Annotated in this window: 18 protein-coding genes and 3 tRNA genes; 6 read left to right on the forward strand and 15 right to left on the reverse strand. The window is 36.4% G+C overall.

Annotation, left to right across the window (positions count from 1 at the left end):
• Positions 1–1,188 (reverse strand): formimidoylglutamase, encoded by a 1,188-nt coding sequence (locus tag G5B32_RS04030; protein WP_165290283.1) that lies wholly within the window; start codon positions 1,186–1,188, stop codon positions 1–3.
• 181 nt (positions 1,189–1,369) lie between these two features.
• Between G5B32_RS04030 and G5B32_RS04035 the strand changes: the two genes are divergently transcribed.
• From G5B32_RS04035 to G5B32_RS04050, 4 genes are all read left to right on the forward strand, one after another.
• Complete coding sequence (locus tag G5B32_RS04035; RefSeq protein ID WP_165290284.1) at positions 1,370–2,359, forward strand: NAD-dependent epimerase/dehydratase family protein; 990 nt, start codon at positions 1,370–1,372, stop codon at positions 2,357–2,359.
• 5 nt (positions 2,360–2,364) lie between these two features.
• Entirely contained in the window at positions 2,365–3,663 is a 1,299-nt protein-coding gene (locus G5B32_RS04040; protein WP_165290285.1) for an HAD-IB family phosphatase, read from the forward strand.
• A 77-nt stretch (positions 3,664–3,740) separates the two neighbouring features.
• On the forward strand, positions 3,741–5,489 hold the full coding sequence (locus tag G5B32_RS04045; RefSeq protein ID WP_165290286.1) for a DUF4091 domain-containing protein: 1,749 nt from the start codon (positions 3,741–3,743) through the stop codon (positions 5,487–5,489).
• A gap of 19 nt (positions 5,490–5,508) precedes the next feature.
• Entirely contained in the window at positions 5,509–6,351 is an 843-nt protein-coding gene (locus G5B32_RS04050) for a DUF2911 domain-containing protein (protein WP_165290287.1), read from the forward strand.
• A gap of 44 nt (positions 6,352–6,395) precedes the next feature.
• Here G5B32_RS04050 and G5B32_RS04055 read toward each other — a convergent pair whose 3' ends face one another.
• The 3 genes from G5B32_RS04055 to cdaA all read right to left on the reverse strand — a co-directional run bounded on the left by G5B32_RS04055 (position 6,396) and on the right by cdaA (position 11,157).
• On the reverse strand, positions 6,396–9,320 hold the full coding sequence (locus G5B32_RS04055) for an FAD-binding and (Fe-S)-binding domain-containing protein (protein WP_165290288.1): 2,925 nt from the start codon (positions 9,318–9,320) through the stop codon (positions 6,396–6,398).
• Position 9,321: 1 nt separating this feature from the next.
• Complete coding sequence (locus tag G5B32_RS04060) at positions 9,322–10,230, reverse strand: DUF1338 domain-containing protein (RefSeq protein WP_165290289.1); 909 nt, start codon at positions 10,228–10,230, stop codon at positions 9,322–9,324.
• A gap of 132 nt (positions 10,231–10,362) precedes the next feature.
• Complete coding sequence (gene cdaA / locus G5B32_RS04065; RefSeq protein ID WP_165290290.1) at positions 10,363–11,157, reverse strand: diadenylate cyclase CdaA; 795 nt, start codon at positions 11,155–11,157, stop codon at positions 10,363–10,365.
• Positions 11,158–11,251: 94 nt separating this feature from the next.
• Between cdaA and G5B32_RS04070 the strand changes: the two genes are divergently transcribed.
• Positions 11,252–11,971 (forward strand): pyridoxine 5'-phosphate synthase, encoded by a 720-nt coding sequence (locus G5B32_RS04070; protein ID WP_165290291.1) that lies wholly within the window; start codon positions 11,252–11,254, stop codon positions 11,969–11,971.
• Positions 11,972–12,044: 73 nt separating this feature from the next.
• Here G5B32_RS04070 and lepB read toward each other — a convergent pair whose 3' ends face one another.
• The 5 genes from lepB to G5B32_RS04095 are packed head-to-tail and all read right to left on the reverse strand — an operon-like array spanning position 12,045 to position 16,709.
• Positions 12,045–13,454 (reverse strand): signal peptidase I, encoded by a 1,410-nt coding sequence (gene lepB, locus G5B32_RS04075; RefSeq protein ID WP_165290292.1) that lies wholly within the window; start codon positions 13,452–13,454, stop codon positions 12,045–12,047.
• 46 nt (positions 13,455–13,500) lie between these two features.
• Complete coding sequence (dapB, locus tag G5B32_RS04080) at positions 13,501–14,244, reverse strand: 4-hydroxy-tetrahydrodipicolinate reductase (RefSeq protein ID WP_165290293.1); 744 nt, start codon at positions 14,242–14,244, stop codon at positions 13,501–13,503.
• 13 nt (positions 14,245–14,257) lie between these two features.
• On the reverse strand, positions 14,258–14,995 hold the full coding sequence (locus G5B32_RS04085; protein ID WP_165290294.1) for a DUF5683 domain-containing protein: 738 nt from the start codon (positions 14,993–14,995) through the stop codon (positions 14,258–14,260).
• Complete coding sequence (locus G5B32_RS04090) at positions 14,995–15,909, reverse strand: ParB/RepB/Spo0J family partition protein (protein ID WP_165290295.1); 915 nt, start codon at positions 15,907–15,909, stop codon at positions 14,995–14,997. The genes G5B32_RS04085 and G5B32_RS04090 overlap by 1 nt, the downstream gene beginning before the upstream one ends.
• The gene (locus G5B32_RS04095; RefSeq protein ID WP_165290296.1) at positions 15,909–16,709 is read right to left on the reverse strand and encodes a ParA family protein; all 801 of its coding nucleotides are present in this window, start codon (positions 16,707–16,709) and stop codon (positions 15,909–15,911) included. The genes G5B32_RS04090 and G5B32_RS04095 overlap by 1 nt, the downstream gene beginning before the upstream one ends.
• A gap of 205 nt (positions 16,710–16,914) precedes the next feature.
• On the opposite strand from G5B32_RS04095, the gene G5B32_RS04100 reads away from it, so the two are divergent.
• A complete protein-coding gene (locus G5B32_RS04100) occupies positions 16,915–17,436 on the forward strand; it encodes an NADPH-dependent FMN reductase (protein WP_165290297.1) in 522 nt (173 codons plus the stop codon).
• 159 nt (positions 17,437–17,595) lie between these two features.
• Here G5B32_RS04100 and G5B32_RS04105 read toward each other — a convergent pair.
• From G5B32_RS04105 to G5B32_RS04130, 6 genes are all read right to left on the reverse strand, one after another.
• A tRNA-Val gene (locus G5B32_RS04105) sits at positions 17,596–17,670 on the reverse strand.
• Positions 17,671–17,679: 9 nt separating this feature from the next.
• Positions 17,680–17,757: transfer RNA gene (locus tag G5B32_RS04110), tRNA-Val, on the reverse strand.
• Positions 17,758–17,767: 10 nt separating this feature from the next.
• Positions 17,768–17,845, reverse strand: a tRNA-Val gene (locus tag G5B32_RS04115).
• 145 nt (positions 17,846–17,990) lie between these two features.
• Positions 17,991–19,976 (reverse strand): putative porin, encoded by a 1,986-nt coding sequence (locus G5B32_RS04120; protein ID WP_165290298.1) that lies wholly within the window; start codon positions 19,974–19,976, stop codon positions 17,991–17,993.
• 43 nt (positions 19,977–20,019) lie between these two features.
• On the reverse strand, positions 20,020–20,835 hold the full coding sequence (locus G5B32_RS04125) for a purine-nucleoside phosphorylase (RefSeq protein ID WP_165290299.1): 816 nt from the start codon (positions 20,833–20,835) through the stop codon (positions 20,020–20,022).
• Between the two features lie 70 nt (positions 20,836–20,905).
• Positions 20,906–22,393, reverse strand: a complete 1,488-nt coding sequence (locus tag G5B32_RS04130) for a sodium:solute symporter (protein ID WP_165290300.1) — start codon at positions 22,391–22,393, stop codon at positions 20,906–20,908.
• Between the last annotated feature and the right edge of the window lie 14 nt (positions 22,394–22,407).

Consider the following 22,407-nt stretch of genomic DNA (forward strand, 5'->3'; position numbering starts at 1 on the left):
TTATTGTAATTTTTGATGTGTTCTCCACCATAAATCAGGCATTTCACCTGCCACTGCCAATTGATAATCTTCGTAACGGCAAGGCACTAAATAAAAACGTTCATTAACTGATTTCGTGCCAAAATAAGGCACCTGCATCCACCAACGGTCTGATTTTTTACTTTTCACAAAAACCAATTCGTGATCTTCGTTTTCTAAAGTCGTACGGTATATAATATACGCTGATTTAGGAATCAAAGGTGCATCGTTTTTGCGATTATAGTATCCATCAATAAAACACCAAATCATCTGCGAAACCAACATTGCTGTTTGTTCCATTGGGTCGAATGTGGGATTAAATTCATAAAATCCAATCGAACTACATTTATCCGACATCCCCGCATAACGCGCGAGTTGACATGCTTCATCTCCAAATAAACCATTGGGAACCGCATTAGCATTTCCTGGTGCTTCCGAAGCACGGATTGCACCGATATCAAAACTAACCATATCTGCTGCGCGAATTATCGGTTCTGCCTGATCTAGTTTTCCTGCTATCATCCCAACACGCTGCGCGTTGAAAAACAGCTTATTGTACATATTGATAGATTCTTTGCTGACTAAAAAAGTCTGATAAGCAACATTATTCAGATTGAATAAATAATCTGGCTGATGCAAAATCAAATGATTCAGATAGGTCTGTGAGTTCAAAGGCATATCTTCTGTATGCTCTTGATCCAGATCAAATTTCGAATCAATTATTGCCACTTCTACCCGTTGCTCCAAATCTTGATACCCACGATATTGCGCATAGGTCAGGTCTTGCCCCCCACCAATGATAATAGGCAGGATATCTTTCTTTACCAACTCCTCTACTACCAATTTTAATGCAGCATAGGTATCATTAATAGATTCACCAGCTTTGATATTTCCAAAATCGACTATTCTAGTTTTATAATCCCCTTGATACAGATCATATAGATGTTTACGTACAGCATTGGGAGCTTTTGCAGTACCTTTATTATTTACTGCAGCACGATCTTCTTCCACTCCAATAATTGCAAGATTAGGACGATTCTCTTCGTCTTCCCAATTCGGAAATTCATCTTCATATCTTTGTATAATCTGTCCCAATTGAGAATTTAAATACTCTTCTTTGGACGTGAAATCCGACAGCTTTATTGGTGAAAAAAAATCTGCTAATGACATATGTATAAATTCTTAATAACGAAAAAACTCTTTTTGGTATATCGCTATGCAAATATGCATTTATTCATTCAAATGATAAAACATTCCCTACAATCAAATGATATAAATACAGTATAACTTTTGCTTTCCATGACCTAAAAATCTATATTTGAATGGCTAAAAACATTATAAAAGAAAGCAAGTGATATTAGTAACTGGAGGTACAGGTTTTTTAGGATCAACGCTCATAAAATTGTTAATCGAACAAGGTCACGCTGTGGTGGCTACAAAGCGTGCATCTTCCTTCATTCCGGACTCGCTCAAGGCATCATCACTGATTCAATGGGTAGATGCAGACATCACTGATTACTTTGCTTTAGCGGATATTTTCAAAAATATTACGCATGTTTATCATTGCGCGGCCAAAGTTTCTTATCAAAAGGAAGATGCGCAAGAATTATATTTAGTCAATGTTGAAGGCACTTCCCATATTGTTAATCTTTGTGTGGAAAACAATGTTAGGCTGGTTCATGTAAGTTCTATCGCAGCATTAGGAACAAGCAAAAACAACAAACCAGTCAATGAACTGGACAAATGGGAATACGATCCAAAAATGTCTAATTACGCCTTATCAAAGTACAAAGCAGAATTAGAAGTTTGGAGAGGAATAAATGAGGGTCTTGATGCTGTTATTGTAAATCCCTCTGTCATCATGGGTATTGGATCTTACAAAAAAGGTTCAGGTGCCATCTTCGAATTGGTCAATAATGGAATTAAAATATTTACAGGAGGATCTGTAGGTATAGTGGATGTGGATGATGTGAGCAAGATCATGGTACAACTTATGAACAGTGAATCCATTTCTGGAGAACGATTTATCTTGAATGCAGAAAACATTAGCAATAAAGAATTATTGTACCGCATCGCGAAATTAATTGATAAAAAACCTCCAACGATCAAAGCCAACAACTTTATGTTGTCTGCCGCGTGGAGATTATCCAAACTCTTATCCAAAATCACAGGAAAAAAACCAGTCATAACCGAAGAATCAGCTCGTGCTGCATCCGAACTTTTGGCTTATTCTAACGAAAAAATAACACAAGAGTTAAATTATTCATTCAAACCACTGAATAAAACGCTTCAAGAAATAGCAAACGCATATTATAACAACAACTGTACACAAACAATCTAAACATCGTGAAAAATTATTACATCATTGATTTCGACAGTACGTTCACACAAGTGGAGGCATTGGACGAGCTAGCTCGTATATCATTAGAAGGTAGTCCAGATCAAGAGCAGGTATATAAAGAAATCGAACGTTTTACCAACTTAGCGATGGAAGGTAAAATCTCTTTTCGCGAAGCTTTAGCAGGTCGTGTCGCTTTATTGCGCGCCAATAAAGAACATTTGCAAAAGCTTATTAAACACTTAAAGAAAAAAGTTTCTAAATCATTTGACCGCAACCGCGAATTTTTCAAGCAAAATGCTGATACAGCCTGGATTGTATCCGGAGGATTCAAGGAATTCATTGTTCCCGTAGTATCACCTTACGGCATTAGAGAAGAAAACATTTATGCCAACACCTTCAAATTTGATGATAATGGCTACATTATTGGTTTTGATGATACCAATCCATTATCCAATGAAGGCGGTAAAGTACAACTTCTAAAAGATCTTAATATCCAAGGCAAAATCTATGGTATTGGCGATGGATATTCTGATTTTCAATTGAAAGAATCCGGATTAATTGAGAAGTTTTTCGCTTTTACGGAAAATATTTCGCGCAAAAGCGTTACCGATAAAGCGGATCACGTTACGCCAAGTTTTGATGAATTTTTGTACGTAAATCAATTGCCTTCTGCAATTTCTTACCCTAAAAACCGTATTCTTTGTTTAATCGTGGGCGATGTGCCAGAAATCTCTGCACATATTCTAAAACGTGATGGATTTTCCATCCGCGTGAAAGAAACATTTGAAGATAAATACACAAAAGATGTAGGTATGCTTTTGTTGGGTAATGGCGTTGAAATTTCAGATGAACAACTATCACGCTGTGATAAATTGAAAACCTTAGGTTACTTGGGCGATGTAAAAGGTCGTGTAAGTAGAAGAATCTGTAATGAAAAAGGTATTGTTGTTTTCGATGATAAAAAGGAGAAACCTACAAATGCGGAATTCGTTCCTCGTCGTATGGCTGATTTTATCAACAATGGCGATACTGATCAAAGCCGTAACTTTCCACACCTGATTTTACCAAAAAAATTAAAAGGTCACCGTTTATTACATATCCACAAAAACGTACCTGGTATCTTAGCACGTATAAACAATATTTATGCTGATAATGAAATCAATATTTTATCACAGTTCTTGATGACTCGCGGAGAAATTGGGTATGTGGTAACCGATATAGATTCGAATTACGATAAATCATTGATCAAACAACTGAAACAAATCGAAAACACGATTAAATTCAGAATCTTATATAAAAACTAATGATAAAGGCTTTCGAAGGAAAGCCTTTTCTGTTTAAGATGATTTTATTTCGTATTTTCAGCGTCAAATTATATACCATGGAAAGACTATTTATCTTGATGCTGAATTTTATCTGTGTGACTAGCTTTGCACAATTTAAAGAGCCTGCTGATCCTAAAAAAAAATTAGCTAACAATGGAGCTTGGGAAAAATTATCGACAGGAATTCAATTTGTGTTCATCGATCCCGACTACAGCTTATCCAAACATAATGTACCTACACAGGAGACTAGCAAAACTTGGAAAACAGATGCTTGGGCAGGAGAAACAGTCAGTACGCAATTAGCTGTTTTCAGTAAAGATGCTAACGTAGATAATTCATCTTTAGAACTATCTTTCTCTAATTTAAAATCTAATAAGAACATTATTTACAAACAAAATATTCACTTCTCTCCTATTGCTTATGTGATCAGCGATGATCCATCCAAATTGGGATCAGCATGTGGTATTAATATCATCTTGGATTCCACATTGGTAGCAGATAGAATACTAAACGCTACGACAATAGAATTTAATTCCAAAGAGACAAGACCTTTATGGTTGAGTATTGATATTCCTAAAAATACTAAACCCGGTCTTTATAATGGAACTATTACAGTCAGCATAAAATCTGCCAAACGAACGAAAAAACTTAATCTTCCTTTTACCATAAATGTGCTTTCGTATAAATTAGCAGATGCAAAAGATTGGTCCTTTTATCTTGACCTGTGGCAAAACCCGTATTCTTCGGCTCGTTATTATAATTTAGAACCTCTTTCTAAAGCGCACTTAGATAAAATCAAGCCGATAATGAAACGTCTAGCAAATGCTGGGCAAAAGAATATCACGACCACGTTGATATATGACCCGTGGAACAGCCAAACTTTCGACAAATATGACGCTATGATTCGTTGGATTAAGAAAAAAGATGGAAGCTGGGAATATGATTATAGCCTATTCGATAAATGGAATGAATATATGCAGAAAGAAATAGGTATTTCTGCATATATCAACTGTTACAGTATGATTCCTTGGAACTTATCTTTTTATTATTTCGACGAAGCAACTCAACAGCGTGAAGTACTGAAAGCAAAACCAAGCGAACAAGCTTATGAAGACCATTGGCTACCTTTCTTAAAAGATTTTGCAGCACACCTAAAGCAAAAAGGTTGGTTCAATAAAACGACGATTGCTATGGATGAAAGGCCGATGAAAGATATGCAAGCTGCTACAAACATTATTAAGAAAGCAGATCCTAATTTTAAAATCTCCTTAGCAGGATATTATCATCCAGAATTGTCAGATGATATTATCGACTATACCATCCCATTCTACGAAACCATGACTCCTGAGGTGTTAGCAGTACGTAAAGCCAAAGGTTATATCACAAGAGCATACACTTGTTGTACGGAGACATACCCGAATACTTTTACAAGTTCTGGATACTATGAGCCGATTTATATGATCGTAAACACTCTTCAACGTGGTTTTGATGGCTATTTACGCTGGGCTTATGATTGTTGGAATGAACAACCTTTAGAAGACACAAGATTTGGTTCTTGGGCAGCAGGAGATACTTACTTAGTTTATCCTGATAATGAAACGAGCATTCGTTTTGAAAGACTGCGTGAAGGTATTCAGACTGTAGAAAAAATCAAGGCACTAAGATTATCATTAACTCAAAAGGGCAAAACTGAACAGCTTAAAAATTTAGAAGAGCAAATACAACAATTCACCAACAAAAATATAAATCGCGATTTGATTCCCTCACAAGTCAAAAGCTTAAAAAATTTATTAAATTCACTTTAAGATATAAGAAAAAGAAACTATGAGAAAGACAATTTTGTCACTAGCTACTGTGGCTATGATGTTTTTAGGAACAGAATTAAGCCAAGCGCAGGTACAATTACCTCCTGCTAGTAGTACGACCACCATTATCCAAGGTCTAGGTATCAAAAATATTATTTTATCGTACCAACGTCCCAATGCAAAAGGTCGTAAAATATTTGGAGATCTAGTGCCTTATAATGAAGTATGGCGTACTGGTGCTAATAATATTCCTACGCTAACATTGGATGAAGAAGTAGAAATTGAAGGCAACAAAGTTCCTGCAGGGACTTATGGTCTTTTTACTATTCCAACTCCTTCAGAATGGACGATTATCTTGAGTAAAAATCCTAAACAATGGGGAGCTTATCAATACAAACAAGAAGATGATTTTTTGCGCTTCAAAGTTAAGCCACAAAAGTTGGCACATAAGGTAGAAACATTTACGATTTTATTTGAAGATGTGACGATAAATTCCACAAAAGTTACTTTGGCTTGGGAAAATACACAAGTAGCTTTCTCTATCAAAACAGATCAAAGCAAAGAAATTATGGAAAGCATCGAGCATGCCATGCAAGGTGAACGTAAGCCTTACTTCCAAGCTGCTCAATATTACTACACTAGTAATTTAGACATCACTAAAGCTGCGGAATGGGTAAAATTAGCAGATCAAGGAAATACAGGAGCTCCACATATCAAATATTGGAAATCATTGATTTTGAATAAAGCTGGAGATAAGGCTGGAGCGCGAAAAGCCGCTGAAGAAGGTATCGAAATGGCTAAAAAAGCGAACAATCCAGAATACGTTAAGTTAAATACACAAGCTTTAAAAGAAGCGAAGTAGTAAAATAGTATTCCTCACAACAATAAAGCCTTCTCTAGTAGGCTTTATTGTTTTAATGCGTTATATAATATCTCTACGGGATGGAGGGCAGTTTCTTTTGTGCCATCGTGAATTTGGTGGCGACAACTTCCACCGGTAGCGACCACAATTGCTTCAGCTTCCTTGGCTCTAACTTTTGGAAATAGGACCAATTCTCCAATTTGCATGGAGATATCGTAATGTTCTTTTTCATACCCAAAAGCCCCAGCCATACCACAGCAACCCGAAGGAATTATCTCTACTTCATTTCCCGCGGGAAATGACAATAAATTAGCTGTACATTGCTGCAGTTTCCAAGCTTTTTGCTGACAATGGGTATGTAATAATATATTCTGATTTAGCTTAGTAAAAGATTCTTTCTTAATATTACCCTTTTGAATTTCCTTCCAAAGAAATTCTTCCATCACCATAGCAAATGCCCCAATACGCTGTGCCTCCTCTTCTAATTCCTCATCTACCAAATCCACATATTCATCCCGAAAACACAAAATTGCCGAAGGCTCAACACCGACTAAAGCTATTTCGTCTGTAAGACGGGGAGCAAATGTTTTGACATTTTTATTCGCTAATTTGCGAGCGTCTCGTAGCATACCTTTGGATATTAATGCTCTTCCGCTAAAAGGATGATCAATTACCAACACTTCATAACCTAAAGCTTCCAACAACAAGATAGCTTTTTTGCCCAAGTCTACATCGTTGAAATTTGTAAATTCATCACAAAAGAAATACACTTCCTTTATCGGTCTTCTATCTGTCCAAAGTGGTTTTTCGCGTTCTAAAAACCATTTTCTAAGCGATTTTTTTGCTATCGCCGGAATGGTTCTTCGGTAATCAAAACCAACAATGTCTTTTACAATTTTGCTTATTACTGAGTTGGAAGTTATCCAATTATAGACTCCCGGAATATAAGACATCAATGCTGTCAGCTGATCTACCTGACCAACCATGCGCGTACGTAGCGGAAGCCCGTTTGCATCGTGGTAAGCCTGCAAAAAGTCAGCTTTGACTTTCGCCATATCGACACTCGACGGACACTCTATTTTACATCCTTTACAGCTCAGACACAGATCCATGACCTCTTTGATTTCTGGATGATCAAAGGGATTTTTTTTATGGGAATTGGTTAGAAACTCCCGCAAGATATTCGCTCGAGCACGTGTTGTATCATGTTCATTACGCGTTGCCATATAAGAAGGGCACATTGTTCCTTTGGACAATTCTGTCTTACGACAGTCCCCAGATCCATTACATTGTTCTACGTGCTGCAGTATATTCTGTCCTTTATAACGAAATGTAGAATTAATGTTTCTAGGGGAAGCATCAGGCGAATAGCGTAAGAATGTATTCATTGCAGGAGTATCCACGATTTTTCCTGGATTAAAAATTCCATTTGGATCCCAAGTAGTTTTTATCTGCTTAAGCAATTGGTAATTGTGTTCTCCAATCATGTAAGCAATGAATTCCCCACGTAGACGGCCGTCACCATGCTCACCACTCAGCGAACCTTTGTACTTTTTAACCAACTTCGCTATTTCAAATGCTATATCACGAAATAACTGGTTTCCCTCTTGAGTTTTTAGGTTGATAATAGGTCGTAAATGTAGTTCACCAGTTGCTGCATGCGCATAATGCACCGAATACAGATTATACTTCGAAAGAATCTGATTAAATTCTGCGATATACGCGGGTAAATCTTCTACATCGACAGCGGTATCCTCAATTACTGCAACTGGCTTTTCATCTGATGGCGTATTGCTCAACAATCCAAGCCCTGCTTTACGCAAATCCCAAACCTTCTTTTTATCTGCGCCAACAATTAAGGGGAAATAATAACCATACCCCGATGCACGCATATCTTTCTCAACAGCTTCAACTTTCTCCAGAATATCAGCCTCATTCTCGCCATCGTATTCTACAATCAGAATAGCTTTTGGATTTCCTTTGACAAAGAAACGATTTTGCTGTTGCTCTAAATTATTTTCAGTACAAGCCAAAATATAATCGTCCATCAACTCGCTTACCAAAGGTTTATGCTTCAAAGCAATTAGATTCGCTCGCAAAGCATCATCCAGAGACGCAAAATGAACACAAAGCAAGCCTGTTGGCTTCTTGGAAAGCTGATTAACGTGAAGTTTTATCGAAGTAATAAATAAAAGTGTGCCTTCCGATCCACAGATTAATTTAGAAAAATTGAATTTTTCACTACCTGATGTAAAAGGATCAGTTTCCAAAAGCATATCAATTGCATAGCCTGTGTTGCGACGCTCAACTGATTTCTTTGGAAACTCCCGACGAATTTCTTCCTGATTACGGTAATCACTCAAAACAGATCGTATTTGCGCATACACTTTACCTTCTAAGGTTGGAAGTTCACATTTAGCTAGAAATTCATCGAAAGTCAAATCCGAAAAAATAACTTTCGAACCATCAGACAAATAGCCTTCTACTTCCAAAGTATGCTCTCTGGTACTTTTATAAACCAAAGAATTGGAGCCGCAAGAATTATTTCCAACCATTCCGCCAATCATGGCACGATTTGCCGTAGAAGTTTCGGGGCCGAAATACAATTCATAAGGACGTAAAAACATATTCAGTTCATCACGAATTACTCCAGGCTGTACACGTACCCATTGCTCCTCTTTATTGACTTCCAATATTTGGGTAAAATGTTTTGAAACATCCACTACAATACCGTTTCCAACAACTTGACCCGCAAGTGAAGTACCAGCAGTACGAGGAATTAAGGAAGTTTTATTTTCTAGCGCAAAAGTGATTAATAGCTGAATATCCGCTTCCGTTTTTGGAATGGCAACAGCCAAAGGTATTTCTCTATACGCAGAAGCATCTGTTGCATACAACAAACGCATTTTTGTATCGAAAAAAAGATCGCCCGAAAGCGATTCCTTTAATACCTGCAACTTTTCTTCCACCTTACGAACCTTTTATTTGTGTGGTATATGTACTTTCAAAAATCTTGTCTGCATTATTGGTTTCAAAACCATCACGACGATGTTTTGGACGGAGTTCTTCTTTGGGTAGGTGCGCAAATTCGGGCAACACCGAGCGTTCTGCAAATTCTACATAACTTCCCGCTATTTTTAGGGTCTTACCATCGGAAAAAGTAGCGTCATATAAAGCCGAAACAGTACTACTTTGACGCAACAACTTGTCATCACTCGTCTTGATTACACCACCCGAATTATTCAATTTTACCCCGATACTTAGTAAGAAATCATTGAATTCTTCTAAGGTATTATAACCATCCTTCAACTCATGAATACTTATAGTATAGTGATTCAAATAATAGCGATTGTAAATCACCCAAGCCGCATATTCACTTTCATTCAGTAAAGTTTGGTATTCTTCGGAAGTAGGTAAGCCCCATAGAGGTTTTTGCAAAAATGCAGCAGCTTCCTGTCCATTACTTAAATCTAAATCATCCACAGGATCCGAAGTAATAGGTGATGTATATTTATAAATAATATCTTGTGCTGCTTGACTTAGCTCTTTGACACGCAATTCTGAAACGAAAATACGAGGATAGCCCTCTGCAGGTGGCGAAAACCAATACGCGTCCAATTTTTTACCTTCGAAATAATAATAATCTCGTTTCACATAACCATAGGCTTTAAAAATCTTTTCAAAAGAAGCGATACCAAGATTTGGAATCCCCAACGTTCGAAAAGCAATATGGTCATTGACAATATCATCTTGGGATTGAACGACACCTTTATCCAATAGGGCTTTTGAGATTTTATCTACATCCGCAACATTTTTACGATAATGCTCGAATAAATCATTCAAAACAATATCTAAAGGATTATTTTCTTCAAAATGCATGGCACCAAAATTTAGCGTTTATACTAAGGTAAATTTAATAAAAACATTTTGATATTCGTACGGACTAAATATAAAAAAAGAGAATATTATTCGGGTTAATTCGCAATTGTAAAAATTTAATTCACTAAAAATTTATAGTTCGTCCTTCAAGAGTTCTTCTAATTCTTCAGCGCTAAGATTCATATTTATATTTCCATCTTTTGCAAAAGAAATCTCGCCAGTCTCTTCCGAAACGATAACAGCAACAGCTTCCGAGACTTCGGTAACACCGATGGCTGCGCGATGACGCAAACCAAACTGAGGAGGTAAATCTTCACTATCCGACAATGGAAGCACACAACTAGCTGTCATTACCCGAAAATCTACAATCACAACAGCCCCATCATGCAAAGGACTATTCTTGAAAAATATACTTTCTAATAAGCGTTTGGATAAAGGCGCATCAATATATTCTCCACTAGATTGGTAATATTCTTCATCAAAATATCTAGAAAACACAAGCAATGCTCCTGTCTTCGCTTTAGACATACTTCGACAAGCGTCTACTATGATCTTTATCTGCTCAGAATGATCTTCATTTGTTTTGCCTTTATTAGCAATGAAATTCAGGAAAAACTTTTTTCGTCGCAACGAAATATTCTTCCCAATATGAAGTAAAAAACGACGAATTTCCTGTTGAAACACGACGATAAGCGCAATAGAACCTACGGAAATAAAGCCTCCAAAAATCTCAGTCAACAGGCGCATTTCCAACTGCTTCACGACCAAATATATACCGTAAAACAAACCTACCCCCAACAAAATATTTACAGCAATAGTCCCTTTGATCAGACTATAGACATAATATATAATCACAGCGACCAACAGGATATCAATAATATCCAGTAACCGAAATCCTTCTAATATATTGAAACTTAATCCATCCATTTCTATGCAATTTAAAAAAATTATAGCAGGATTTATTCCTCCAATCATCCAAATGATAAACTTTCTTTACCTTTGTGGTTTAATCTGTTAAACTATGACAAGACTTTCCGTAAATATTAATAAAATTGCCATGCTGCGTAACTCACGTGGAGGAAATGTACCCAACTTAGTAGCCGCTGCCTTAGCCTGCGAGCGTTTTGGGGCAGAAGGAATCACAGTCCACCCACGCCCAGATGAGCGCCATATTCGTTATCAAGATGTATACGATCTGAAATCAGAAATAAAAACGGAATTTAATATTGAAGGAAATTGTCTAGAGCAAAAATTTGTGGATTTAGTATTAGCAAATAAACCTGCTCAAGTCACTTTGGTTCCTGATGCTTTAGGTCAACTAACTTCTAACCATGGTTGGGACACGATTAAAAACAAAGTGTACCTGCAAGAGATGGTTAAAGTGTTCAAGGATGCTGGAATTCGTGTGTCCATTTTCGTGGATCCTATAGAAGAAATGATCGAAGCTGCAGCTGAAACAGGTACAGATCGTGTTGAATTATATACGGAGGCTTATGCCGCAGAATTTGGTTTTGACAAAGAGAAAGCAATTGAGCCTTATTTCAAAGCGGCATTAAAGGCAAGAGAAGTAGGCTTAGGATTAAATGCTGGACATGATTTAGATTTGAATAATTTAGCCTATTTTAATCAGCATATCCCAGGATTATTGGAAGTAAGTATTGGCCATGCTTTGATTTCTGATGCTTTGTATTTAGGTTTAGAAGAAACCATCAAGCGCTATTTAGCTGCATTAAAAGCTTAAAATAATGTTTATAAAAAAAGGAAAGTCGGATTGAATATCAATCAGACTTTCCTTTTTTTTATTTAATTAGGTCTTACTTAATACCTTTAAAAATTCTATTCCAACGAATCTTCGACAAGAAGGAACCGTCCTTATCCCAACTCAACCATGTAAATAAGGCTTTACCCACAATGTGATCTTCTGGCACAAATCCAAACGCACGCGCATCAGACGAATTGTCTCGATTATCTCCCATCATCCAATAATAGTTCATTTTGACCGTATATGTAGAAGTTTTCGTACCATTGATATATATACCATCATTACGAACTTCTAAGGTATTGCCTTCATAAATACTTATAATCTTTTCATAGATAGCAAGATTATCTGCATTAAGTTCGACTACCTCGCCTTTCTTAGGGACTTTTAACGGTCCAAAATTATGGAAATTCCATTCATAATGGTTCGTATGTGGAAATGCAGAAGAATTATTATCATAATTTTCTACTTTCACAACATTGGACCAACTTTTTACTTCTTCAACTTCTTCTTTCGTAATGTGCAAAACATATGGTTCTCCGAAAATATTACCAAATTCATCCTTCTCAAATTCCATACGCTTATCAATAAGTTTCTGTGGATTTAAGCCAGAACCATCTGTATAAATTAAATAAGCATGTTGGACATCATCCGAGTCATAACCCACCCCATTATTGACATACAAAACACCTTTACGCATTTCGACTACATCTCCAGGAATTCCTACAGCACGTTTGATATAGTTTTCTCTTTTATCCACTGGTCTAAAAGTTTCCTCTGGGAAATTAAAAACCACTACGTCGTTACGTTCAATATTTTGAAAACCTGGCAATCTTTTATATGGTATGTGGATTAATTCAGAATAAGCTTTACCACCTGTAATTGGCATCGTGTGATGTGCAAAAGGAAATGCTATTGGCGTATTTGGAATACGTGGACCATAGTTTAATTTACTTACGAACAAGAAATCTCCTACTAATAATCTTCTTTCCATCGATCCTGTAGGAATCATATACGCTTCTATCAAGAAACCGCGAATCAAGGAGGCTGCTACTGTCGCAAAAATGATTGCGTCAACCCATTCACGACCTACTGATTTTTTATAGGGATATTTTTTCTTGAATTCTTCTGTAGCAGATTGACCTCTATATTTTACATTTGCATCCTTACCCCACATAGGCAATACGATGAAAGGAACTAATACAGCAGCTGCAGTTTCCCAAAAACGTTGTTTTCCGAATGATTTAAGAAAATCTAAATACAGACTATAAAAGATAAATATATTGACAATTGGGACTAATAATAAAGCAACCCACCATGCAGGTCTGCCTATCAATTGTGTCATTACATATTCGCGATAGAAAGGAATAATAGCTTCCCAGCCTTGTTTGCCAGCCTTTTTAAACAGCAAAAATAATCCGTAAAGGGAAATTACTGTTAAGACTCCAAAAATAATATACCACATATTTTATATTTTACATAGAAACCCACTAGGTAGAAGGTATTCGAGTTTATTTATTAAAATCAAAAATTTCTGTTACCTGATAAAAACCTTTTTTACCATACAACCATTCTGCAGCAACAACCGCTCCTAAGGCAAATCCATCACGATTGTGTGCTGTATGCTTGAACTCAATCTGATCAACTTCAGAACTATACAATACTGTATGCGTACCCGGAACCTCCTCAATACGTAAACTTTCAATTAAAAGCTCATTAGGTTGATTAACCACTTCTTCATCCGAGCCAACAACTTGATTAACCCAAGTCTTTTTCACGTCACTGTTATCGATAATTCCTTCGGCAATAGTAATTGCAGTACCACTAGGTGCATCCAATTTATGGATGTGATGAATTTCTTCCACCTGTACATCATATTGTTGGTAAGGACTAACGGCTTTAGCCAGTAACCTGTTAATATGAAAAAAGATGTTCACACCAATACTGAAATTAGAACCATACAACAAAGATTGATTAGCCTCCAAACACGTTTCTTTTACTTCTTGCAAATGTTCATACCAGCCTGTAGTACCAACTACCAAAGGCAAATCTGCTTCGAAACACAAACTTATATTAGCTAAAGCTGCATCTGGAGTACTGAAATCAATAGCAATATCCGCATCAGCTAAATCTTCCGCTGTAATAGATTCTCTATTGTGTGCATCAACTATCAACGCTATTTCATGGCCTCTTTTAAGTGCAAATTTTTCAATTAGCTGCCCCATTTTGCCATAACCTAGTATAACGATTTTCATATTTAAGGTTTATCTATTTAAAATTAAACGTCAACTTCACCCCAGGGGTAAATTGACGGCCAAAGTTCATATTATATGCCAAAGCAGATGTTGGTAATAAGGTTGGAGTAATCTTGAATCCCAAATCATCTCCTATATTGTAGCGGAAACGCAACATAGAATCAACATATGCCTCCAATACATTTAATCCCCACCATCCAGCAGTGACCAAAATAGTCATATCACGATAGCGACGATAGTTATCTTTTGCTCGAATCAAACCATCCAAACTCTGATATCCTTCCAAATCTGGATCTCCTGTAGCTCCATTATTATCAATTCGGTAGGCTGCTTCCTTTACAAATTTTTGATAATGCCAGTTCCAAAAATCAAAAGTTAAATATCCTGTCAAAAGGCCACCATAAATAATTGGCAATTTAATCCAAACATATTTACCCCCGTTTGTGATCTGCCCCCAGCCTGGTGCAAGTAAAGATCTTTTCCATGCTACAGTAGACAACTGTTCTATTGCTAGACGTGTGGAATCTTTTAAGATATCTTTATAATAATATTTCTCGCGTTCTTTCTCCGCCCTTTCCCTTGCTTTCCGCTCCTCACGAGTTTCTTTCTTTTTGACTGTATCCTGAACAGCTTTTACACTATCCAATGCATTTGCAGTGGTATCTAAAGCGACTTTCTTAGTTGAATCAACTTGCGAATAGCCTCTAAAAGTGCACAGTAAAAAGAAAATTAAGACTAAATATTTCGGCATTACCAATCTAACAATTCTAAAATACGGCTCAAATCATCTTCCGACTCAAAAGGAATTTCAATAGCTCCTTTTCCACGAGAATTTTTCAAATTCAAACGTACACGCGTCGAAAATTTCGAGGCTAAATCATCTTCAATTTTTTGATATTGAAAATCCAATTGCTTTCCTACCCCTTTACCCTTTTTAGGCTTAAGTTGCTCTTGAATATTACGGACTAAGATTTCGGCCATACGTACAGAAAGATCTTTATCAATAATCTCCTGATATACAAAAAGCTGTTTGTCAATATCACCTACATTAATCAAAGCACGTGCGTGCCCCATTGATATTACACCATCACGAATACCTGCTTGTATCACTGGTGGTAATTTCAATAGGCGTAAGTAATTAGTCACTGTAGAACGGTTTTTAGAAACACGGTCTCCCAATTCCTCTTGCTTTAAATTACACTCCTCTATCATGCGTTGAAAACTCAAAGCTACCTCGATAGCATTTAAATTTTCACGTTGAATATTTTCAATCAATGCCATTTCCAACATCTGTTGGTCATTAGCAGTACGTACGTAAGCTGGAATTTCTGTTATTCCTGCTAAAATAGATGCGCGTAAACGACGCTCACCTGAGATGAGTTGGTATTGATTTTTACTAACCTGTCTTACTGTAATCGGCTGAATCAAGCCTTGCAACACGATAGATTCGGAAAGCTCTTTCAAAGCAGCTTCATCAAAATCTGTACGCGGTTGAAATGGGTTGACAGCAATTTGTTCTATTTTAATAAAATTAATACTGCCTGCCGAAGGTGCTGCTGTGTCACCAATCTCGCCTTTGGTAGTACTAGGAGATACTTTCAAATCATCCTGCAATAGCGCACCAAGTCCTTTTCCTAATCCTGTTTTACGTTGTAATGCTGCCATTATACGATTGCTTTTTCTTCTTTATTATGTTCTACCAATCCGTTCTTTTGTAAAATCTCACGAGCTAAATTCAAATAGTTAATTGCACCTTTACATGAAGCATCGTGCATAATTACCGAAATACCAAAACTTGGAGCTTCACTTAGACGTGTATTACGTTGGATAATTGTTTCGAATACCAGATCAGTAAAGTGCGTACGAACTTCTTCAACTACTTGATTTGACAAACGTAGACGCACATCATACATCGTCAACAAGATACCTTCAATCTCTAAATTCGTATTTAATCTATTTTGAACGATTTTAATCGTATTCAATAATTTACCCAAACCTTCTAAGGCGAAATACTCACATTGTACCGGAATGATTACGGAATCCGAAGCTGTTAAAGCATTAATGGTAATTAAACCCAATGATGGTGAACAATCGATTATAATGAAGTCATAATCATCTTTTATCTCATCCAACATTTTTTTCATTTTGTACTCACGCTCATTCAAATTGATCATCTCAATCTCCGCCCCTACCAAATCAATATGTGCTGGCAATAAGTCCAAATGAGGTGTATCGGTAGCTTTGATAGCATCACGCGGGTTCAAATCATTCACCAAACACTCGTACACACTCGCTTTTATACCACGAGGATCAAAACCAATACCCGAAGTAGAGTTTGCTTGTGGATCTGCATCCACCAACAAAGTTTTATATTCTAAAACTGCCAAACTTGCGGCTAAGTTGATTGATGTTGTTGTTTTCCCTACACCGCCCTTTTGATTTGCTATTGCAATTATTTTTCCCATGAGATACCGAACCTTTACAATTTTGTGTTATCAATTGTAGTTCTCGCATAAAATTAACATTTACCGCATGTACTAAATACTTAAATGATGTTAAATTTACTATTTTTGAGAACTCCTGATACTATTACTCAGGATGCTAAGATACAAAAAATTGACATACGATTAGACAAATCGCGCATCGATTACGATAAGTTGCAACATCACAATGAATTTAATTATATCGGGTACAAATAGGCTGGGTAGTAACTCTTTAAAAGTAGCTAACTACTACAAAGCAGAATTAAACCGCAAAAGCGAGCAATGGGAAATATTCTCCTTGGAGGATTTACCACATGATATTTTATTCACTGATTTGTACGGAAAACGATCTGAAGCCTTTTCTGCTATACAAGCTAAAGTTTCCGCAGCGCAAAAATTCATTTTCATCATCCCAGAGTACAATGGAAGCTATCCTGGTGTATTAAAAATATTTATTGATGCTTGTGCATATCCTTCTTCTTTCGCTAATAAAAAAGCGGCCTTAGTGGGTGTTTCTACTGGAAAATATGGAAATATTCGTGGCGTCGACCATTTTACAGGCGTATGCAATTATGTCCGCATGCATGTACTTCCATTAAAGATACATGTTCCACACATTCAAAATGAACTAGATCCATCTGGATGCTTTGTAGACCCTATTACACTAAAGTTTATTGATGAGCAAATTGAGGAGATTTTGAGATTTTAATTCCAAAAAAATTAGAACAAACAATTTTCACTTTATCCCAAACAGCTCATCTACATAGTAGCTATCCAATAAATTTGAATACAAGATATAGACGGTAAACATTTCATAAATTGGCCATAAAAAAAAGCACCAATTTCTTGATGCTTTTCATTTGTGATGTGGAGGCTACTGGATTCGAACCAGTGACCCTCTGCTTGTAAGGCAGATGCTCTGAACCAGCTGAGCTAAGCCTCCTAGAATGATTGGTGGAGAATACTGGATTCGAACCAGTGACCCTCTGCTTGTAAGGCAGATGCTCTGAACCAGCTGAGCTAATTCTCCGTAGAATGTTTGGTGGAGGCTACTGGATTCGAACCAGTGACCCTCTGCTTGTAAGGCAGATGCTCTGAACCAGCTGAGCTAAGCCTCCAAACATTTTTTTATTCTTTTTCAGAACGAGCAACCTTATCCTGATTGCGTGTGCAAATATAGCCCTAATTTTTAAGTTTCAAAATGTTTTTGCAACTTTTTTACTGTCTTAAAGTGTAATTTCCTAATAAAAAGATAGATAAATTTTAGTCATAAAATTTCCAAGAAGCACCAAATCTAAAGTTTGCTGGATTCATAGGATAACGACGAACTGTATAATATCCTTTTGGATACAAATATTGATTGGTAAAATTATTACTGATAAATAAATTTACACGCTTAATATTCATTGTTGCCCAAAAATCAACTATAGGATATGTAGAAAATTCTAAGCTTGTATTCGTATTATAAAACTGTCCTGTGTTGATCGAGTAAGAAGGAGTTACGAATGGCGTATTGAAACGGACATCCGTACCTATACGTAAATTCAACACATCAAACCATCTAGCATCATAGTAGAAACTATGCCAAGTATATAATTCCGGAGTAGCAATGATATTCATGGCATCTGACTTTTGATAGACTACACGGTTATCCAAATGGAACTTTCCAAACTTGAAATTTTGCTCCACAGTAGCTTTTATAAAATTCAAATTACCATATTGAGCGGCTTCAATCACCTTATCCAGTCTGCCATCATCATTAGGATTATCTACCTCCTTGAAATAGGTGTAATTGTTAATTAAGAAGTATTCTACACGTCCCTTAAATCCTAATTTAGGGTTGCTGTACATGAAAGATAAATTCTGTGTTTTGGTTTTATCTAAATTATTGTTCCATTGATGATAGGTATAATTCATACGGTTGAATACCATTTCGGGAGATTTATTTTGGGAATAAGCTCCTAATGAAATCTTCCCCACCTTTTCACCTATCAAAATATCAGCTTTCGCCTCATACAAATAATCACCAAAATTGTGCCCCACTACGATTTGATTCACACCCAAATTAAAATTAATGCGATCAGAAAATTTATAACTCAAATCTCCCTTTACAGAGGAATTTTGATAAAAATCTGTGGAAATACTATCTGCATACCAAATCAAATCGTTTTGAAAACCTAGATTTAATTTAGCCTCATTTTTCAAAACTGATTTAGGACGTAAATAAAATGCATAGGTAAATTCATTTGAAATCGTAGTTACCTTAGTGGTATCGTGCACTTCTTTAAAATTTCCAAATGGAAAAGCACTGTATGTATCATCCTCATTTTTATAAAACACAAATCGTTGTTGACGAATATGAGTATTGTGCGCAATAGCGTTAGTAGGATGAATTTCCATTTCGGGCTGATCTTTATTAACCGTATCCAATCGACCTATATAATAGGATTGGCGCAGGAAAAAGCTATTATCATTCCACTTATTATAAGGTCGAGTCTGGCGTTGACCACGCAAGCGAGTACCTACCGAATACCAAGAACTTACTTTAGGATCTCTAAATACGGTATCATTTAATACAGACCCATTTTCAGGAGCGTCCAATTTATTGAAAGTCATATTAGCAATCATATTATAACGTTTGCTTGGTGACTCATACCAAGTATTCACTGAACCTTTCCTGTCGTTGTAATCTTGATTATAAAAATATCCATCCGTATTAGTCGCATGATAATCTACACCTATATTCCAGTTTGGATTTATATTTTGGGTAAGTTTTGCTTTGAACACTTGATCTGCAAAAAAGAATCCTACAGCATACAATTCCGAATAACGCGCTCTTGCACGGTAATACTGTACAGAATCGGAAGTCAATAGATAACGTTCTAAAGCATGAAAACCAGGCTGAAAACCAATCTTCTTACTGGGCTGAAAAAGTAAATCTCGTGTTGCCAACCCGTACGAGCCGAGATTTATACTTGGATTCCAAGGAAGGTTCTGTTTATTATAATATTGAAAATTGTAGTGTGTAGTATCTATTTGTTGGGTATAGGTAGCATATTTCAACATATTCAATGTAGCGTAACGTACATATTTTGCTGAAAACACAACAGAATCTTTCTTATTATCTTCTTTTGCTCGGGCAGAATCTAATGCCGAACTAAATTCATCATTGACCTGTGCTTGGACGGCAAAAGTTAGTGACAAGAAGAATACTATACTTAAGAGGCTACGCAAAAAATTACTACTCATCTATTACTGGAATATATTTCGCAAAAATAAAGAAATTATGATGTTATTGTAGTGCAATTAACTCTTTTAACACCTGTGTCATTTTTGGCTCTACTCCTGCGGCTATTTTAACTACCTCAGTGAGAGAAACAGGCTGCAGGTCCTCATGAAAACCTTCGTCCGTAATAACAGAAATGGCAAACACAGGTAAGCCCATGTGATTGGCTACGATTACTTCAGGCACTGTACTCATTCCCACGATATCTCCCCCAATTAGTCGCATATAACGGTATTCGGCACGTGTTTCCAGATTAGGACCAGGTGTGGACACGTAGACTACTCGATGCGCATTAACACCCAGTCTCATTGCAATCTCTAAACCCTGTACTTGCATCTTTTTATCATAAGGAGCGCTCATATCAGGAAAGCGAGAACCGTAATTTTCATCATTAAAACCGCGCAATGGATTATCTGGCAGCAAATTAATGTGATCGTCGATAATACCGATATCACCTTTTTTGATTGCCGGATTCAATGAACCAGATGCGTTTGAAACGAATAGTTTCTGAATACCCAAGTCTCGCATGACTCGTACAGGAAAAGTTATTTCTTGCATATTGTATCCTTCGTAGTAATGCAATCTTCCTTGCATAGCCACGACCTTACGACCATTCAAAATCCCAAATATCAATTTGCCTGTATGGAATTCCACTGTGGAAATCGGAAAATTAGGAATATTAGAATACATCAATTGATGATACACCTCAATTTCATTGACTAGCTTTCCTAAGCCTGTACCTAAAATAATACCAAATTCGGGAGTGAAATCGCCAATACGTTGGCGAATAAAAGAAACCGTGTCGTCTATTAAATGATACATGTGCACAAAAAACTAATACTCAAACTTAGTGTTAATTTTTTGCACACACAAATCACTTAAGCGCAATTATTTAGTGAGAAAGTGCTTTCTCAGATGCCTTTCCTGGAGAAGTAATCAGCAATAATATAAATGTAATAATGGCATTATGGATAATTAAATCCAGACCAATTACATAGTTTGTATACACAGGAATAATGTACGTATTCAATAAAAATAAAATCAAAGGCGCAAGTATCGCGATATAAGGCACCAATTTGTCATTAACTGCTCTTTTTGTAAACATTCCGAATACAAATAAGCCTAACAATGGTCCATAAGTATAACTAGCGGCAGTGAAGATCGCATTCACCACTGAATCATCGTTTATTAATTTGAAAACCAAAATTACCAGCAACATTAAGACCGAGAAACCAAAGTGTACATAATTACGTTGGCGCACTAACGCAGGATCATTTGGATTCTCTTTTTTATTGAAATTCAAGAAATCTACACAGAAAGAAGTTGTCAATGCCGTCAAAGCTGAATCGGTAGTAGCAAAGGTTGCCGCTGTCAATCCCATCATAAAGATGATAGCCGGAACAATGGACAAGTGATTCAATGCTATTTCAGGATATAAATAATCACGAGTGGCTAAAGAAGCGATATCAATTCCATTTTTCTCTGCATAAATGTACAAAAGCGCACCTACAGCCAAAAAGAAAATATTGATAACCACAAATACAGAAGTAAACGTAATCATGTTCTTTTGAGCCTCCTTGATGGTACCCATAGAAAGATTTTTCTGCATCAAATCTTGGTCAAGACCTGTCATTGCAATAGTAACAAACATACCTCCCAAGAATTGTTTCCAGAAGTTTGCTTTACTACCTACGAAATCTTCCCAAAAGAAAATTTTAGAATAACTACTTTCTTTTACCGCTTCAAACGTATCAATGATACTAAAGTCTAATCCTCTTGCCATAAAATAGATAGACAAAATAACAGCTGTAACAAGAAAAGTCGTTTGCAACGTATCTGTAATGATAATCGTTTTAAGACCGCCTTTGTTTGTATATAACCATATTAATACCAAACATATTGCAACTGTAACTGCGAAAGGAACATTCCAAGCATCAAAGATAAAATGTTGTAAAACAATAGCTACTAAGTATAGACGGAATGCAGAACCAATTGTTCTAGAAACCAAGAAAATAGCAGCACCAGTTTTGTATGTTAAGAAACCAAATCTTTCTTCTAAATAAGTATAAATAGAAGTCAAATTCATTCGGTAGTATAAAGGTAATAACACGTAAGCAATGATGACAAATCCTACTGCATTACCTAATACGAATTGGAAATAACTAAAATTCGAAGCTCCAACAGCTCCCGGAACGGAAATAAAAGTCACTCCAGAAAGCGCCGTGCCAATCATCCCGAAGGCAACCATATACCATTTGGAATTACGGTTAGCCACAAAGAATGTAGAGTTATCAGCCGATCCTTTGGATGTAAAGTACGAAACCGCAAGCAATACCCCGAAATAGATGACTAAAAAGGATAATAATATTATAGGTGACATATATAGTCGTTAAA

It is taken from the genome of Sphingobacterium sp. SGL-16 (assembly GCF_011043515.1).
Classification (GTDB): Bacteria; Bacteroidota; Bacteroidia; order Sphingobacteriales; family Sphingobacteriaceae; genus Sphingobacterium; species Sphingobacterium litopenaei.